We start from the raw sequence: 16,110 nt of genomic DNA on the forward strand, positions 1-16,110 counted from the left end.
AAGTCTGTGTTTACGTAAAACCATGAGCCGCCCATGAAACTGCTGATCGTCGAAGACCAACCGAAAACTGGCCACTACCTGCGCCAGGGCCTGGCCGAGGCTGGGTTCAACACCGAACTGGTGGCTGACGGCACCAGCGGCCAGCATCTGGCGCTGACCGGTGACTACGACCTGTTGATCCTCGATGTGATGCTGCCGGGTCGCGATGGTTGGCAGATCCTCCAGGCCGTACGCAACGCCGGGCTCGACATCCCGGTACTGTTTCTTACCGCGCGGGACGCCGTGGAAGACCGGGTGCATGGCCTGGAACTGGGCGCCGACGATTACCTGGTCAAGCCCTTCGCCTTCTCCGAACTGCTGGCCCGGGTGCGCAGCCTGTTGCGCCGTGGCAGCAGCCCGCCCCAGGAAACCAGCCTGCAACTGGCCGACCTGCGCATGGACCTGATCCGCCGCCGGGTAGAGCGCGACGGCCAGCGCATCGACCTCACGGCCAAAGAGTTTTCCCTGCTGGAACTGCTGCTGCGCCGTCAGGGCGAAGTACTGCCCAAGTCGCTGATTGCCTCTCAGGTGTGGGACATGAACTTCGACAGCGACACCAACATCATCGAAGTCGCGATCCGCCGCCTGCGCCTGAAGGTCGACGATAACTTCCCCAACAAGTTGATCCATACCGTACGCGGCATGGGCTACGTGCTTGAGGAGCGGTTCGCTTGATGAAACGGATTTCCCTGACCAGCCGCCTGGCGCTGCTGTTTGCTGGCTGTACCGCCGTGGTTTCATTGCTGGCTGGCGTGCTGTTCAATCATGCCAGCGAGGCGCACTTTATCGAGTTGGACCAGCAACTGCTCGACGGCAAGCTGATAGCGCTGCGCAGCACATTGCAAGGTGCCGACACGCCCGAACGATTTGCCTTACGAGAAACAACGCTGCGAGAGGAACTCAATCGCCAGCCCGACCTGGCCCTGCGCATCACCGCCGGCGATCAGCGTTGGTTCGACGGCGCCCCCGGCGTCGCCTTGCCCCAGGGACCTGGCCTGCACAGCGTGCAGAACGCCGGCACCGATTACCGCGTGTACAACGCGCCACTGATTCCTGGTAACGCTGACTCGCCACGACTGACGCTGATGCTCGACATCACCCACCACCAACATTTCCTGCAACGCATGCAGCATCTGATCTGGTTGACCGTCGGCCTTTCCGCCCTGGCCACTGCCCTGCTCGGCGCCTGGGCCGCCCGTAGCGGGTTGCGGCCACTGCGGCGCATGAGCGAAGTCGCCAGTGGCGTGTCTGCCCACTCCCTGACCCAGCGCCTGCCCCAGGAACAAATGCCCGTCGAACTGGCGGAACTGGCCCAGTCCTTCAACGCGATGCTTGGTCGCCTGGACGATGCCTTCCAGCGGCTCTCGGCATTTTCTGCCGACATCGCCCATGAACTGCGCACGCCACTGTCGAATTTGCTGACACAGACCCAAGTCATCCTCACGCAACCACGGGCGCTGGAGGACTACCGCGAAGCCCTGCACAGCAACCTGGAAGAACTGCAATGGATGGCACAGTTGGTCAACGACATGTTGTACCTGGCCAAGGCCGACCACGGACTGCTGGCGCCCAAGCGCGAAACCCTGTTGCTGGCGAACGAAGTGGATGCATTGCTGGAATTTTTCGCGCCGCTGGCGGAGGACGTCCAGGTGCGGTTGGTTCGGGAAGGTGGCGCCAACACTTCAGGTGACCGCAGCATGTTGCGCCGGGCGATTTCCAACCTGCTGGATAACGCGCTGCGGTTCACGCCACCCGGTGGTGACGTCAGCGTGAGGATTATCGAAGGTATACAAGGCGTGACGTTGAGTGTGGAAAACACCGGGGAAGGTATTCCGGAGGCGTTGTTGCCAAGGTTGTTTGACCGGTTTTACCGGGCAGATCCGGCGCGTCATGAAGGGAGCAGCGAGCATGCGGGGCTGGGGTTGGCGATTACCCAGTCGATTGTGCGGGCCCACGGAGGGCGGATTTTCTGTGAGTCGGGGCCGGGGTGGACGCGGTTTGTGATGGAGTTGCCGCGAGGGTATTGATGCAAGCTGCACCGGCCTCATCGCGGGCAAGCCCGGCTCCCACATTAGACTGAGTTGTTCTGGCGAACGCGGTCAAATGTGGGAGCTGGCTTGCCTGCGATAGCGGTCTTAAGAATTACGAATACCTGAGGGCATGCGCCGGCTCAATCTTCGCCGCCCGATACGCCGGATAGATCGTCGCCAAAAAGCTCAACACAAACCCCGCCGAGCAAATCAGCAACACATCCCCGCCCTGCAGTTCCGAAGGCAGGTTGCTGACGAAATACACGTCCGAACTGAAGATATGCTGCCCGGTCACCCGCTCCAGCCAACCCACCAGTTCACTGACGTTCAGCGCCGCAATCACGCCCAGGATGCCGCCGATCAAGGTACCGACGATCCCGATTACCGTGCCCTGCACCATAAAGATCGCCATGATCTGCCGTGGCGTGGCGCCGATAGTGCGCAGGATCGCAATGTCGGCGCCCTTGTCGTTCACCACCATGATCAAGGTCGCGATGATGTTGAACGCGGCCACCGCGACGATCATCAGCAACAGCAGGCCGATCATGGTCTTTTCCATCTTCATTGCGCTGAACAGGCTGCCCTGGGTGTGAGTCCAGTCGTCAGCCTTGTAGTCGGCGCCGAGGCTGGCGGCGATATCCGCCGAGACCTTGGGTGCGGCATACAAGTCTTTCACCGCCAGGCGCACGCTTTGTACCTGGTTCGGTTCCCAATGCTGAATCTCGGCGGCGTCGGCCATGTGGATCAAGGCCATGGAGCCATCCAGCTCAGCGCCTACCTTGAACACACCGACCACGTTCAAGCGCTGCATGCGCGGGGTGATGCCACCCGGTGCGCTGCTGATTTCCGGCACGATCAGGGTCAGCTTGTCGCCAACGTTCAGGCGGAAACGCCGGGCCGTAATCTCACCGATCACCACACCGAACTCGCCCGGTTTCAGGTCTTCAAGGTGGCCCTGGACAATGTGCTGGGCCACGATCGACACCTTGCCTTCCTGGGCCGGATCAACACCACTGATCTCGATCGGCTGCATCGCGCCCTTGTAGGAGAGCATGCCGTCCATCTGTGTGAACGGTACGGCAGCGGTGACTTCCGGATTCTTCATCGCCGCATCCGCCACTGGCTGCCAGTCGCTGATGGGCTTCACACCAACGATGGTCGCGTGGGGCACCATGCCGAGGATGCGTGAGCTCATTTCCCGCTGGAAACCGTTCATTACCGACAACACCACGATCATCGCCAGCACGCCCAGGGCGAGGCCGATCATCGAGGTCATCGAGATAAACGAAACAAAACGGTTGCGGCGCTTGGCGCGGGTATAGCGCGTGCCGATGAAAATCGATAACGGTCTGAACATTCGCGGGCACCGTTGAAAAAATAGAAAACCCGGCGTCAGGTGCCGGGCTTGAAACAGGTCAGATGGCGACCAGATGACCTTCCTGCAGGTGCAACACACGGTCCATCTGGCGGGCCATGCTCATGTCATGGGTCACCACCAGGAACGCGGTGCGCATCTGGGTGCTCAGTTCCAGCATCAAGTCCTTGATGCCCTGGGCGGTGTGGGAGTCGAGGTTGCCGGTGGGCTCGTCGAGCATCACCAGGCCCGGGTTGTTGACCAGGGCACGGGCAATCGCCACACGCTGGCGCTCGCCGCCGGACAATTCAGCCGGTTTGTGCTCCAGGCGATGGCCCAGGCCGACCCGCTCCAGCAGCGCCTTGGCACGCTGACGTGCCTCGGGAATCGCGGTCTTGCCGATCAAAAGCGGCATGCAGACGTTTTCCAGGGCGGTGAACTCAGGCAGCAAGTGGTGGAACTGGTACACAAAACCCAGCGAACGGTTGCGCAACTGGCCACGGGCCTTCTCGCCCAGGGCCGACAGTTCTTCGCCGGCCAGCCAGACGCTGCCCTGGGACGGCGTATCAAGGCCGCCCAACAGGTTCAGCAAGGTACTTTTACCGGAACCGGAACTGCCGACGATCGCCACGCGCTCGCCCGGGTGCAGTTCCAGTTGCAGGTTGGACAGCACTACCACGGATTCCGGGCCTTCCTCGTAGGATTTGCCCAGGTTGCGGCAGCTCAGGATTGCTTTTTCACTCATGCCCGATTCACTCATAACGTAAAGCCTGCGCCGGCTGGGTACGTGCCGCGCGCCAGGCTGGATACAGGGTGGCAAGGAAACTCAGGACCAACGCAGCGGCGCCGACCATCAACACGTCCTGGCTCTGCACCTGGGACGGCAAGTAGTCGATGAAGTAGACGTCGGAGTTCAAGAATTTGTGGCCGATCAACACTTCCAGCCCGGCGATGGCGGCACTCACGTTCAGCGCGGCGAGAATCCCCACCGCGGTGCCGATCAAGGTACCGACCACGCCGATCACCGTGCCCTGGACCATGAAGATCGCCATGATCTGCCCCGGCGTGGCGCCAAGGGTGCGCAGGATGGCGATATCGCCCTTCTTGTCATTCACCACCATTACCAGGGTGGAAATGATGTTGAAGGCGGCGACGGCGACGATCAGCAGCAACAGCAGGCCGATCATGGCTTTTTCCATGCGGATGGCCTGGTACAGGTTGCCGTGGGTGCGAGTCCAGTCGCGAGCGTAGTACTGGTTTTCACCCAGGTGCTGGGCGATTTCCCACGAGGTGCGCGGCGCGTCGAACAGGTCGTTGAACTTGAGGCGCAGGCCCTGCACTTGATCCGGCTTCCAGCGATGCAGGCGGGCCAGGTCGGTCAGGTTGGTGAGGCCCAGGTAGCCGTCGATCTCACCGGCGCCGACATGGAAGATGCCGACCACGGTAAAGCGCTTCATACGCGGGAACATGCCGGCCGGGGTCACGGTGACTTCCGGCGCAACGAAGGTCAGCTTGTCGCCGATGCCCACGCCGAGCTTGGCCGCGGCCTTGTCGCCGATAGCGATGCCAAAGCTGCCGGGCGACAAGTCGTCCAGTTTGCCCTGTTGCATGAAGTTATCGATGATCGAGACGTTGCGTTCCTGCGCCGGGTCGATGGCATTGAGCAGGACTTTCTGTACCTTGCCGTCGTTGGTCAACAGGCCCTGCATCTGGGTGAAGGGCGCAACCGCCAGCACTTTGGGGTTCTGCTTGACCTTGGCGGCCAAGCTTTGCCAGTCGCTGATGGGCTCACCCGACTCAATGGTCGCGTGGGGCACCATGCCCAGCACGCGGGTGCGCATCTCATGATCGAAGCCGTTCATCACCGACAGCACCACGATCATCACGACAACGCCAAGGGCGAGCCCGATCATCGAGGTCAAGGAAATGAACGACACAAAATGATTGCGACGTTTTGCACGGGTATAACGCGTGCCAATAAATACGAAGAGAGGTCTGAACATGTCGGGGCTTGTTCGGAGGAAAAGAAGACGTCCTTGTGGCGGGGTCAGGTAAGCAGCTTTACACTCAGACCATCACCGCTGCCTTGGGTTCGCCATGTCGACATTAGATGAAGAAGATCGCCGCGAATACTACCGTATCGAGGACATGATCGCACTGGAAATTACCCCGCTGTCGGGCCCGGAAGCGCTGAGCAAGGAAGTGTTGCTGGATGATTCGCCGCTGTTCAATCTACTCAGCGAGTTGCACCTGAGTGAATTCGAATCCCAGCACCTGCTGCGCCAGATCGGCGAACGGGACCGAACCCTGGCCGCCTTCCTCAAAGTGCAGAACAAACGCATGGATTTGCTCAGCCAGATCATGGCGCAAAGCCTGCTGGGCGAGATCGGTACGCCGCAACCCGTGGTCATTTCCGAAGGCGGCATCGAGTTCCTGAACCCCACGGCGATCCAGCCCGACAGCCATCTGGCGGTCAAGCTGGTGCTGATGCCACAAGCCCTCGGCCTGTTGCTGAGGGCCAAGGTCACCCATTGCGACGCCAAGACCGGCGGCTTTGAAATCGGCACGGAATTCGAAGCCATGACCGATGCCCAACGGCAGTTGCTGGCGCGCTATATCCTGCAGAAACAGGCCCAGGAACGGCGTCTGGCGCGGGAAAAAAGCGACGAATCCGACACCTGAATACGAACACTGAATGGCGCGTCGCGTCATCCATCCAGCCAGCAATCCTGGCGTAAAGGAGCAACTGTGACCCTGATTTATGGCCACCGCGGTGCCAAAGGCGAAGCACCGGAAAACACCCTGACCAGCTTCCAGGAATGCCTCAAGCACGGCGTGCGCCGCTGCGAACTGGACTTGCACCTGTCCATGGACGGCGAGCTGATGGTCATTCACGATCCGACGCTCAAGCGCACCACCGACCGGCGCGGCAAGGTGGTCGAGTATTCGGCTGCCGACCTGGTGAAGATGGACGCGCGCAAAGGCGGCCCGGGCTGGGTCAATCCTTGCCCGATCCCACGCCTGGAAGAGTTGTTCGAAAAATGCGATTTCGACCACTGGCAACTGGAAGTCAAAAGCGCATCGCGCACCCGCGCGGCAACCACCGTGCTGGCGATCCGTGAAATGGCTCAGCGTTTCGGGCTGATGGACAAGGTCACCGTGACCTCAAGCTCGCGGGAAGTGTTGAAGGCAGCGCTGGACCTCACCCCGGACCTGTCCCGCGGACTGGTAGCCGAATACGCCTGGCTCGACCCATTGAAGGTCGCGGCCAACTATGGCTGTGAGATTCTGGCGTTGAACTGGACGCTGTGCACCCCTGAACGTCTGGAAAAAGCCCAGCGCCAGGGTTTGCACGTGTCCGTGTGGACGGTCAACGAACCCGCGCTGATGCGCAGGCTCGCCGACTTCGGCGTAGATAGCCTGATTACAGACTTTCCCGGTTTGGCCACTGCCACCCTCGGGAATTACTGAAATCGGTCTCCCCGGCCGGCTCAGGCCACCGGCCGGAGCCGCTCAAAAAAGCCGGTTGAGGCCGTCGTAGGCCGCTACCCGATAGGCTTCAGCCATGGTCGGGTAGTTGAACGTGGTGTTGACGAAATACTTGAGGGTATTTTGCTCACCCGGCTGGTTCATGATCGCCTGGCCGATGTGCACGATCTCCGACGCCTGATAGCCGAAGCAATGCACGCCGAGCACTTCCAGCGTCTCGCGGTGGAACAGGATCTTCAGCATGCCCTGGGGCTCACCGGCGATCTGCGCACGCGCCATGCTCTTGAAGAACGCCTTGCCGACTTCATAAGGCACCTTGGCCTTGGTCAGTTCATGCTCGTTCTTGCCGATGGAGCTGATCTCGGGAATCGTGTAGATCCCGGTCGGCACGTCGTTGACGTAGCGCCAGCTGCCGTTGTCGACAATGCTGCCAGCGGCCGAACGGCCCTGGTCGTGGGCGGCACTGGCCAGGCTTGGCCAGCCGATCACGTCACCGGCACCGTAGATGTTGGTCACGCAGGTGCGGTAGTTCTCGTCGACTTCGATCTGGCCACGGCTGTTGACCTTCACACCGATGTTTTCCATGCCCAGCTTGTCGGTGTTGCCGGTACGGCCGTTGCACCACAGCAAGGCGTCGGCCTTGATCTTCTTGCCGGATTTCAGGTGCAGGATCACGCCGTTGTCCAGGCCTTCGACCCGCTCGTACTCTTCGTTGTGGCGCACGGTGATGTTGTTGTTGCTGAAGTGGTAACTCAACGCCTGGGAAATTTCCGAGTCGAGGAAGCTCAGCAACTGGTCGCGGTTATCCACCAGCTCGACCAATACACCCAGGCCGCTGAAGATCGAGGCGTATTCACAGCCGATCACGCCGGCGCCATAGATGATCAGTTTGCGCGGGGTATGACCCAGGCTGAGGATGGTGTCGCTATCGTAGATACGCGGGTGGTGGAAATCGATATCCGCCGGGCGATACGGACGCGACCCGGTGGCAATGATGATGTGCTTGGCTACCAGCTTCTCGACCACGCCGTTGGCGCAGACCACTTCGACGGTTTGCTCGTCGGCGAAGCTGCCGGTGCCGAAGAACAGGTCGACGCGGTTACGGGCATAGAAGCCGGTACGCGATGCAACCTGCTTGGAAATGACTTTTTCAGCGCTCTTGAGCACGTCCGGGAACGAGAACCAGCGCGGCTCACCAATGGCCCGGAACATCGGGTTGGTGTTGAACTGCATGATCTGGCGCACCGAGTGACGCAAGGCCTTGGACGGGATGGTTCCCAGGTGGGTGCAGTTACCGCCGACCTGGCGACGGCTATCGACCATCGCCACCTTGCGCCCTGCTTTGGCGGCGTTCATCGCCGCACCTTCTCCAGCTGGGCCGGAACCCAGTACCACTACGTCGTAGTTGTAGACAGCCATGCGTACTCCTCAGAACAGGCCAGGGCGCACGGTTGGACGCCTGGCTAAATCATGCCGCGGCCAGCGGTCATGAAGGATCAATGTGGCTCAAGTGTGTGAGCCGGGGCACAGTCTATAGAACGCTCAACGTCGCGCACATTAACCCTTGGTCGCGTCGTAGGCCAGTTTTGCCTTTACTACAGGGTGTTCGTAATTGAATTAACCTCTAGGCAAGCACCTTTCAGGACGGGCCATTATGCGACATGTGATTGTTTGTTTATTGCTGATGTTGTCGGTCCCGGTGCTGGCGAATGAGGCTGATCGCCTCAAACAAGCCGATTTTCCGGCGCAATCTCATCAACTGGTGCTGAAAAACCAGGCCGTCCTGACCTATCTGTGGGCAGATGTGTATGCAGCCGCACTCTTCGCCCAAGCTGACTTGAGCGCCAAACAGGCGCTGGACCGGCAAAAAGACCTGCGCCTGGAGCTGTATTACTTTCGCGATATCGATCGCAACGATGTCATCAAGGCCGCCACCGCCACCCTTGAACGCCAGCAAACACCCGCCGCCCTCGCCCGCCTGAAACCTGAACTGGAGCAATTGCACAAAAGCTTTCGCGACATCCGCAGCGGCGACCGTTATGCGCTGGACTTCCAGCCTCAGCGCGGCCTGAACCTGGAAATCAACGGCACGGTGGTGTTCAGCAGTCGCAATGACGAATTGGCCAAGGCTTACTTGGGAATCTGGCTGGCACCAAAAGGCTTGTCCGACAGCCTGCGTAATACCCTCCTCAACTGATCGCAAAAACCCTATGGGAGCAGGCTTGCTCGCGAATGCGGTGTATCAGTGACTCATTAGCTGACTGACACACCGTTTTCGCGAGCAAGCCCACTCCCACATTGGATTTTCATCGCCCGGGGGCCTGCGGCAATTTGCCAGCTTGCCATCGGTTTTTTGTTGCCTGTGGTGGCTTATACACATATCGTTACAAAACTGTTCAGCGCCAGCCTCGTGCCAAAGCTTTAACAGCAAGGACGGTTGCGACCAGGGATTACTAATAAGATAGCCAAAATGAGTGCATGACATGTCCACTACAACGGGCAAGGGCAAGGCGATCTTTCGCGTTGTCAGCGGTAACTTCCTCGAGATGTTCGACTTCATGGTCTATGGCTTCTACGCCACGGCCATTGCCAAGACATTTTTCCCCACCGACAGCGCTTTCGCGTCCCTGATGCTGTCCCTGGCGACCTTTGGCGCCGGGTTCCTGATGCGTCCGCTGGGCGCGATTTTCCTCGGTGCCTACATCGACCGTCACGGCCGTAAAAAGGGCCTGGTGATCACCCTGGCACTGATGGCTGCCGGTACCGTCCTGATTGCCTGCGTTCCCGGGTACGCCACCCTGGGTGTCGCGGCGCCACTGATCGTGCTGTTCGGTCGCCTGCTGCAAGGCTTCTCCGCCGGTGTCGAGCTGGGGGGCGTGTCGGTGTACCTGGCGGAAATCGCCACTCCAGGCCGCAAAGGCTTCTTCGTCAGCTGGCAGTCCGCCAGCCAGCAAGCCGCCGTGGTATTCGCCGGCCTGCTGGGTGTGGGCCTGAACCACTGGCTCAGCCCGGAAGAAATGGGTGACTGGGGCTGGCGCGTGCCGTTCCTGATCGGCTGCCTGATCGTGCCGGTGATCTTCGTTATTCGTCGCTCCCTGGAAGAAACTCCGGAATTCCAGGCGCGTAAACACCGCCCTACCCTGCAGGAAATCGTCCGTTCGATCGGCCAGAACTTCGGCATCGTGATCGCCGGCATGGCGCTGGTGGTGATGACCACCGTGTCGTTCTACCTGATCACCGCCTACACCCCGACCTTCGGCAAGGCCGAATTGCACCTGTCGGACTTCGACGCGTTGCTGGTAACCGTGTGCGTCGGCATCTCCAACTTCATCTGGCTGCCGGTGATGGGGGCTGTGTCCGACAAGATCGGGCGTAAACCCCTGCTGCTGGGGGCGACGATTCTGGCGATCCTCACCGCGTATCCGGCGCTGTCCTGGCTGGTGGCCAACCCGAGCTTCAGCCATCTGTTGATCGTGCTGCTCTGGCTGTCGTTCCTGTATGGCTCGTACAACGGTGCGATGGTTGTAGCGCTGACCGAGATCATGCCGGTAGAAGTGCGCACCACCGGCTTCTCCCTGGCCTATAGCCTGGCAACGGCGACCTTTGGTGGTTTCACACCAGCGGCCTGCACCTACCTGATCCACGTGCTGGACAACAAGGCGGCACCGGGCATCTGGCTGAGCGGCGCAGCGGTGCTGGGCCTGATCGCCACACTGATCCTGTTCAAGGGCAACCGGCATGAACTGCGTACCGCGCAGGCTTCGATAGTCGGCGGCGCTTGATGGATCGCTATCGTAGGCAAGCCAGCTCCCACATTTGAATGTATTCACACATCAACATGTGGGAGCTGGCTTGCCTGCGATGAGGCCGGTACAAACAATACAAAACCTACAGACATAAAAAAGCCCCGACTCGTCGGGGCTTTTTCATTTACCGCTGATGCTTAGCGCGGGAATGCTGGCGGGTTAACCCCGGCCATGTCTTCCATCACACGAACCACCTGGCAGCTGTAACCGAATTCGTTGTCGTACCAAACGTACAGAACAACGCGGTTGTCTTGGGTAATGGTCGCTTCAGCGTCCACTACACCGGCGTGGCGCGAGCCAACGAAGTCGGTGGACACCACTTCCTGCGAGTTGACGAAGTCGATTTGCTTATGCAGATCGGAGTGCAGCGCCATGTAGCGCAGGTACTCGTTCATCTCTTCACGGGTGGCGGCTTTCTCAAGGTTCAGGTTGAGAATGGCCATCGACACGTTCGGCGTCGGCACACGGATCGCGTTACCGGTCAGCTTGCCGGCCAGCTCAGGCAGGGCCTTGGCAGCAGCAGTGGCAGCACCGGTCTCGGTGATTACCATGTTCAGCGCGGCACTACGGCCACGGCGATCGCCTTTGTGGAAGTTGTCGATCAGGTTCTGGTCGTTGGTGTACGAGTGAACCGTTTCAACGTGACCGTTAACGATGCCGAACTTGTCGTTCACGGCTTTCAGCACCGGCACGATGGCGTTGGTGGTGCAGGAAGCGGCGGACACGATCTTGTCGTCAGCGGTGATTTCACCGTGGTTGATGCCGTGCACGATGTTCTTCAGCTTGCCCTTGCCAGGCGCCGTCAGGACAACGCGGTCGATACCCGGGCACGCCAGGTGCTGGCCCAGGCCCTCGGCATCACGCCACACACCGGTGTTGTCCACCAGCAGTGCGTCCTTGATGCCGTACTGGGTGTAATCCACCTCAGACGGGTTCTTCGCGTAGATCACCTGGATCAGGTTACCGTTGGCGGTGATGGTGTTGTTTTCTTCGTCGATGACGATGGTGCCGTTGAATGGACCGTGTACCGAGTCACGACGCAGCAGGCTCGCACGCTTGGTCAGGTCGTTTTCTGCACCTTTACGCACCACGATGGCACGCAGGCGCAGGCCGTCGCCGCCACCGGTTTTTTCGATCAGGATGCGCGCCAGCAGACGGCCGATACGACCGAAGCCGTACAGCACAACATCGGTGCCTTTGCGGGCAGCAGCGTTTTGCTGGCCAACCACGTCGGCCATTTCTTCACGCACGAACTGCTCGGCGGTACGGCCAGCGCCTTCCTTGCGGAATTTATAGGCCAGCTTGCCCAGGTCTACCGAGGCCGCGCCGAGCTTGAGCTCGCTCATGGCTTTAAGCAGGGGGAATGTTTCGTGGACGGAGAGTTCGCTGTCGTCGGCGGAACGATGGCGAGCAAAGCGATGAGCCTTGAGAATCGCGATGACTGATTGGTTGATCAGGCTGCGGCCATAGATCGAGCTCACCACGTTGTTATTGCGGTAGAGCTGACCGATAAGCGGAATCATCGCTTCAGCGAGTGCTTCACGGTCGATCCATTCACCAAGACACTGGTCGGGCTTCTGAGTCACGGGAACCTTCCACATGTAGGGGCAGAAAAAAGGGGCTACATTATGCCGCCCGACTGCCCTCGGAGCAATGCGCGACCCACAACAAAACTCCTTGCAAAAAAATATCGCCCCGCTGGAGCCCAGTAAATACGTGGCTTCCAGCGCACCCCCTTCTGAGCCATTGTGACAAAGTGTCCGTAACCCTCCGAAACATACACCGATTTCGGCACTACATAATGAGTCAAAAGGCGCCTTTGTTTGTCTTAGCCACTACATTTCCTACAAACCGTAATAGGCTCAGTCAGCAACTGACAGGCGGCACTCCGGGCCGTTACAATTACCGACTTTGTCGCAACGCTTGGAGCTCAACCTTCCGTGCCCGTTCTGCGTCTACCGCTTCTCCCTGCCGCGGCAGGTAAACAGCACTGGGGCAATCTGCCCGGTGCCGCCCTGAGCCTGGCCATTGCCGAGGCTGCCAGCGCTGCCAAGCGCTTTACCCTGCTGCTCACCGCCGACAGCCAAAGTGCCGAGCGGCTGGAACAGGAGCTGACTTTCTTCGCCCCCGATTTGCCGGTACTGCATTTCCCGGACTGGGAAACCCTGCCCTACGACCTGTTCTCGCCGCACCAGGACATCATTTCCCAGCGCATCGCCAGCCTGTACCGCCTGCCGGAACTGGCCCACGGCGTGCTGGTGGTGCCGATCACCACGGCCCTGCATCGCCTGGCGCCGACCAAGTTCCTGCTGGGCAGCAGCCTGGTGCTGGATATCGGCCAGAAGCTCGACGTGGAACAGATGCGCACCCGGCTTGAGGCCAGTGGTTATCGCTGCGTCGACACGGTGTATGAGCACGGTGAGTTCGCTGTGCGTGGCGCGCTGATCGACCTGTTCCCGATGGGCAGCAAACTGCCCTACCGGATCGACCTGCTCGACGACGAAATCGAAACCCTGCGTACCTTCGATCCGGAAAACCAGCGTTCCATCGACAAGGTCGACTCGGTCAAGCTGCTGCCGGCCCGGGAATTCCCGCTGCAAAAAGACGCGGTCACGCGCTTCAAGGCGCGTTTCCGCGAGCGCTTTGACGTGGACTTCCGCCGCTGCCCGATCTTCCAGGACTTGAGCAGCGGGATTACGCCCGCCGGTATCGAGTACTACCTGCCGCTGTTCTTCGACGAAACCTCCACCCTCTTCGATTACCTGCCCCAGGACACCCAAGTGTTCTCGCTGCCGGGCATCGAACAGGCGGCGGAGAACTTCTGGAATGACGTACGCAACCGTTATGAAGAACGCCGCGTCGACCCGTCCCGTCCTTTATTGCCACCGGCCGAACTGTTCCTGCCGGTGGAAGACTGCTTCGCCCGCCTGAGAAACTGGCCGCGGGTAGTCGCCAGCCAACAGGATGTGGACGCTGGTGCCGGCCGCGAGCGCTTCCCGGCGCAAGCACTGCCGAACCTGGCGATTGAAGCCAAGGCCAACCAGCCGCTGGAAGCGCTGTCGAATTTCCTCGGTGACTTTCCCGGCCGCGTGCTGTTTACCGCCGAGTCCGCCGGGCGCCGCGAGGTGCTGCTGGAGTTGCTGGAACGCCTGAAGCTACGGCCGAAAACCGTCGACAGCTGGCCGGACTTTGTCGCGAGCAAGGATCGCCTGGCGATCACCATCGCACCGCTGGACGAAGGCCTGCTGCTGGACGACCCGGCCCTGGCACTGATTGCCGAGAGCCCGCTGTTCGGCCAACGGGTGATGCAGCGTCGCCGCCGCGAAAAGCGCGCCGACGCCAACAACGACGCGGTGATCAAGAACCTCACCGAACTGCGCGAAGGCGCGCCGGTGGTGCATATCGACCACGGTGTGGGCCGTTACCTGGGCCTGCAAACCCTGGAGATCGATAACCAGGTCGCCGAATTCCTCACCATGGAATACGCCGAGGGCGCCAAGCTCTACGTGCCCGTGGCCAACCTGCACCTGATCGCCCGCTACACCGGCAGCGACGACGCCCTCGCGCCGTTGCACCGCCTCGGCTCCGAGACCTGGCAGAAAGCCAAGCGCAAGGCCGCCGAACAGGTACGCGATGTGGCCGCCGAGTTGCTCGACATCTATGCCCGCCGTGCCGCCCGCGAAGGTTATGCCTTCGCCGACCCGAAAGCCGACTACGCCACCTTCAGCGCGGGCTTCGCCTTCGAAGAAACCCCGGACCAGCAAACCACCATCGACGCCGTGCGCGCCGACATGCTGGCGCCCAAGCCAATGGACCGCCTGGTGTGCGGTGACGTGGGCTTCGGCAAGACCGAAGTGGCGATGCGCGCGGCGTTTATTGCGGTGCACGGCGGCCGGCAAGTGGCGATCCTCGTGCCGACCACCCTGCTCGCCCAGCAGCACTACAACAGCTTCCGCGACCGCTTTGCCGACTGGCCGGTGACCGTGGAAGTGATGAGCCGCTTCAAGTCGGCCAAGGAAGTGAACGCAGCCATCGCCGACCTGGCGGAAGGCAAGATCGACATTGTCATCGGCACTCACAAGCTGCTGTCGGATGACGTGAAGATCAAAAACCTGGGCCTGGTGATCATCGACGAAGAGCACCGCTTCGGTGTCCGTCAGAAGGAACAGCTCAAGGCCCTGCGCAGTGAAGTCGACATCCTGACCCTTACCGCCACGCCGATCCCGCGCACGCTGAACATGGCAGTGTCAGGCATGCGCGACCTGTCGATCATCGCCACGCCGCCGGCGCGCCGGTTGTCGGTGCGCACCTTCGTCATGGAGCAGAACAAAAGCACGGTCAAGGAAGCCCTGCTGCGTGAGCTGCTGCGTGGCGGCCAGGTGTACTACCTGCACAACGATGTGAAAACCATCGAGAAATGCGCCGCCGACCTCGCCGAGCTGGTACCGGAAGCACGGATCGCCATCGGCCACGGGCAGATGCGCGAACGCGAACTCGAACAGGTGATGAGCGACTTCTACCACAAGCGCTTCAACGTGCTGATCGCCTCGACGATCATCGAGACCGGCATCGACGTGCCGAGCGCCAACACCATCATCATCGAGCGCGCCGACAAGTTCGGCCTGGCCCAGCTGCACCAGCTGCGCGGCCGGGTCGGGCGCAGTCACCACCAGGCGTATGCCTATCTGCTGACGCCGCCCCGCCAACAGATCACCTCCGACGCCGAGAAGCGCCTGGAAGCGATCGCCAACACCCAGGACCTCGGCGCCGGCTTTGTGCTGGCCACCAACGACCTGGAAATCCGTGGTGCCGGCGAACTGCTGGGGGACGGCCAGAGCGGGCAAATCCAGGCCGTGGGTTTCACCCTTTATATGGAAATGCTCGAACGGGCAGTAAAAGCCATCCGCAAGGGCGAACAACCGAACCTCGACCAACCACTGGGTGGCGGCCCGGAAATTAACCTGCGCTTGCCGGCGTTGATTCCCGAAGACTACCTGCCGGATGTGCACGCACGCCTGATCCTGTACAAGCGCATCGCCTCGGCCACCGACGAAGACGGCCTCAAGGACCTGCAAGTGGAGATGATCGACCGCTTCGGCCTGTTGCCGGAACCGACCAAGAACCTGGTACGCCTGACCCTGCTCAAATTGCAGGCCGAGCAACTGGGTATCAAGAAGGTCGACGCCGGGCCGCAGGGCGGGCGTATCGAGTTCGAAGCCCAGACGCCGGTGGACCCACTGGTGCTGATCAAGCTGATTCAGGGCCAGCCCAATCGCTACAAGTTCGAAGGGGCTACGCTGTTCAAATTCATGGTGCCGATGGAACGCGCCGAAGAACGCTTTAATACACTGGAGGCGCTGTTTGAGCGCCTCATCCCGAAATCTGCTTGAAG

Annotated in this window: 12 protein-coding genes; 7 read left to right on the top strand and 5 right to left on the bottom strand. The window is 60.7% G+C overall.

The window, feature by feature from the left end; genetic code table 11:
• Positions 1–33: 33 nt before the first annotated feature.
• Both BLU46_RS07460 and BLU46_RS07465 read left to right on the top strand, forming a co-directional pair.
• A complete protein-coding gene (locus BLU46_RS07460) occupies positions 34–714 on the top strand; it encodes a heavy metal response regulator transcription factor (protein ID WP_063032239.1) in 681 nt (226 codons plus the stop codon).
• Complete coding sequence (locus tag BLU46_RS07465) at positions 714–2,066, top strand: heavy metal sensor histidine kinase (RefSeq protein WP_063032240.1); 1,353 nt, start codon at positions 714–716, stop codon at positions 2,064–2,066. Before BLU46_RS07460 ends, BLU46_RS07465 begins: the two co-directional genes overlap by 1 nt.
• A gap of 115 nt (positions 2,067–2,181) precedes the next feature.
• Here BLU46_RS07465 and BLU46_RS07470 read toward each other — a convergent pair whose 3' ends face one another.
• Genes BLU46_RS07470 through BLU46_RS07480 form a run of 3 tightly spaced genes read right to left on the bottom strand, consistent with a single transcriptional unit; the run spans position 2,182 to position 5,426 of the window.
• Positions 2,182–3,426, bottom strand: a complete 1,245-nt coding sequence (locus BLU46_RS07470; RefSeq protein WP_010176339.1) for a lipoprotein-releasing ABC transporter permease subunit — start codon at positions 3,424–3,426, stop codon at positions 2,182–2,184.
• A gap of 58 nt (positions 3,427–3,484) precedes the next feature.
• Entirely contained in the window at positions 3,485–4,168 is a 684-nt protein-coding gene (gene lolD / locus BLU46_RS07475) for a lipoprotein-releasing ABC transporter ATP-binding protein LolD (protein ID WP_017477213.1), read from the bottom strand.
• A 7-nt stretch (positions 4,169–4,175) separates the two neighbouring features.
• Positions 4,176–5,426, bottom strand: coding sequence for a lipoprotein-releasing ABC transporter permease subunit (locus BLU46_RS07480; protein ID WP_063032243.1), 1,251 nt, complete (start codon positions 5,424–5,426; stop codon positions 4,176–4,178).
• A 94-nt stretch (positions 5,427–5,520) separates the two neighbouring features.
• Between BLU46_RS07480 and BLU46_RS07485 the strand changes: the two genes are divergently transcribed.
• Positions 5,521–6,105, top strand: a complete 585-nt coding sequence (locus tag BLU46_RS07485; RefSeq protein ID WP_003218944.1) for a PilZ domain-containing protein — start codon at positions 5,521–5,523, stop codon at positions 6,103–6,105.
• 66 nt (positions 6,106–6,171) lie between these two features.
• A complete protein-coding gene (locus BLU46_RS07490; protein ID WP_017477211.1) occupies positions 6,172–6,894 on the top strand; it encodes a glycerophosphodiester phosphodiesterase in 723 nt (240 codons plus the stop codon).
• Positions 6,895–6,936: 42 nt separating this feature from the next.
• Here the strand turns inward: BLU46_RS07490 and sthA are convergent, their stop codons facing one another.
• Positions 6,937–8,331 (bottom strand): Si-specific NAD(P)(+) transhydrogenase, encoded by a 1,395-nt coding sequence (gene sthA / locus BLU46_RS07495; RefSeq protein WP_076017245.1) that lies wholly within the window; start codon positions 8,329–8,331, stop codon positions 6,937–6,939.
• Between the two features lie 235 nt (positions 8,332–8,566).
• On the opposite strand from sthA, the gene BLU46_RS07500 reads away from it, so the two are divergent.
• Complete coding sequence (locus BLU46_RS07500; protein ID WP_093200322.1) at positions 8,567–9,109, top strand: chalcone isomerase family protein; 543 nt, start codon at positions 8,567–8,569, stop codon at positions 9,107–9,109.
• A gap of 286 nt (positions 9,110–9,395) precedes the next feature.
• On the top strand, positions 9,396–10,694 hold the full coding sequence (gene tcuC, locus BLU46_RS07505) for an MFS transporter (RefSeq protein WP_063032252.1): 1,299 nt from the start codon (positions 9,396–9,398) through the stop codon (positions 10,692–10,694).
• Between the two features lie 161 nt (positions 10,695–10,855).
• Here the strand turns inward: tcuC and BLU46_RS07510 are convergent, their stop codons facing one another.
• On the bottom strand, positions 10,856–12,319 hold the full coding sequence (locus tag BLU46_RS07510; protein ID WP_023659083.1) for a glyceraldehyde-3-phosphate dehydrogenase: 1,464 nt from the start codon (positions 12,317–12,319) through the stop codon (positions 10,856–10,858).
• 339 nt (positions 12,320–12,658) lie between these two features.
• Here BLU46_RS07510 and mfd point away from each other — a divergent pair, with 339 nt between their 5' ends.
• Positions 12,659–16,108 carry a transcription-repair coupling factor gene (gene mfd, locus BLU46_RS07515; protein ID WP_093200325.1) on the top strand — a complete coding sequence of 1,150 codons (3,450 nt, stop codon included), beginning with the start codon at positions 12,659–12,661 and terminating at the stop codon, positions 16,106–16,108.
• Positions 16,109–16,110 lie beyond the last annotated feature (2 nt).

It is taken from the genome of Pseudomonas yamanorum, assembly GCF_900105735.1.
GTDB lineage: Bacteria > Pseudomonadota > Gammaproteobacteria > Pseudomonadales > Pseudomonadaceae > Aquipseudomonas > Aquipseudomonas yamanorum.

What these genes read in the sequence shown, in the direction of transcription:
- BLU46_RS07460 (WP_063032239.1), top strand. Translation starts at nt 34, where the DNA reads ATGAAACTGCTGATCGTCGAAGACCAACCGAAAACTGGCCACTACCTG.
- BLU46_RS07465 (WP_063032240.1), top strand. Translation starts at nt 714, where the DNA reads ATGAAACGGATTTCCCTGACCAGCCGCCTGGCGCTGCTGTTTGCTGGC.
- BLU46_RS07470 (WP_010176339.1), bottom strand. Translation starts at nt 3,426, where the DNA reads ATGTTCAGACCGTTATCGATTTTCATCGGCACGCGCTATACCCGCGCC.
- lolD (WP_017477213.1), bottom strand. Translation starts at nt 4,168, where the DNA reads ATGAGTGAAAAAGCAATCCTGAGCTGCCGCAACCTGGGCAAATCCTAC.
- BLU46_RS07480 (WP_063032243.1), bottom strand. Translation starts at nt 5,426, where the DNA reads ATGTTCAGACCTCTCTTCGTATTTATTGGCACGCGTTATACCCGTGCA.
- BLU46_RS07485 (WP_003218944.1), top strand. Translation starts at nt 5,521, where the DNA reads ATGTCGACATTAGATGAAGAAGATCGCCGCGAATACTACCGTATCGAG.
- sthA (WP_076017245.1), bottom strand. Translation starts at nt 8,331, where the DNA reads ATGGCTGTCTACAACTACGACGTAGTGGTACTGGGTTCCGGCCCAGCT.
- BLU46_RS07500 (WP_093200322.1), top strand. Translation starts at nt 8,567, where the DNA reads ATGCGACATGTGATTGTTTGTTTATTGCTGATGTTGTCGGTCCCGGTG.
- tcuC (WP_063032252.1), top strand. Translation starts at nt 9,396, where the DNA reads ATGTCCACTACAACGGGCAAGGGCAAGGCGATCTTTCGCGTTGTCAGC.
- BLU46_RS07510 (WP_023659083.1), bottom strand. Translation starts at nt 12,319, where the DNA reads ATGTGGAAGGTTCCCGTGACTCAGAAGCCCGACCAGTGTCTTGGTGAA.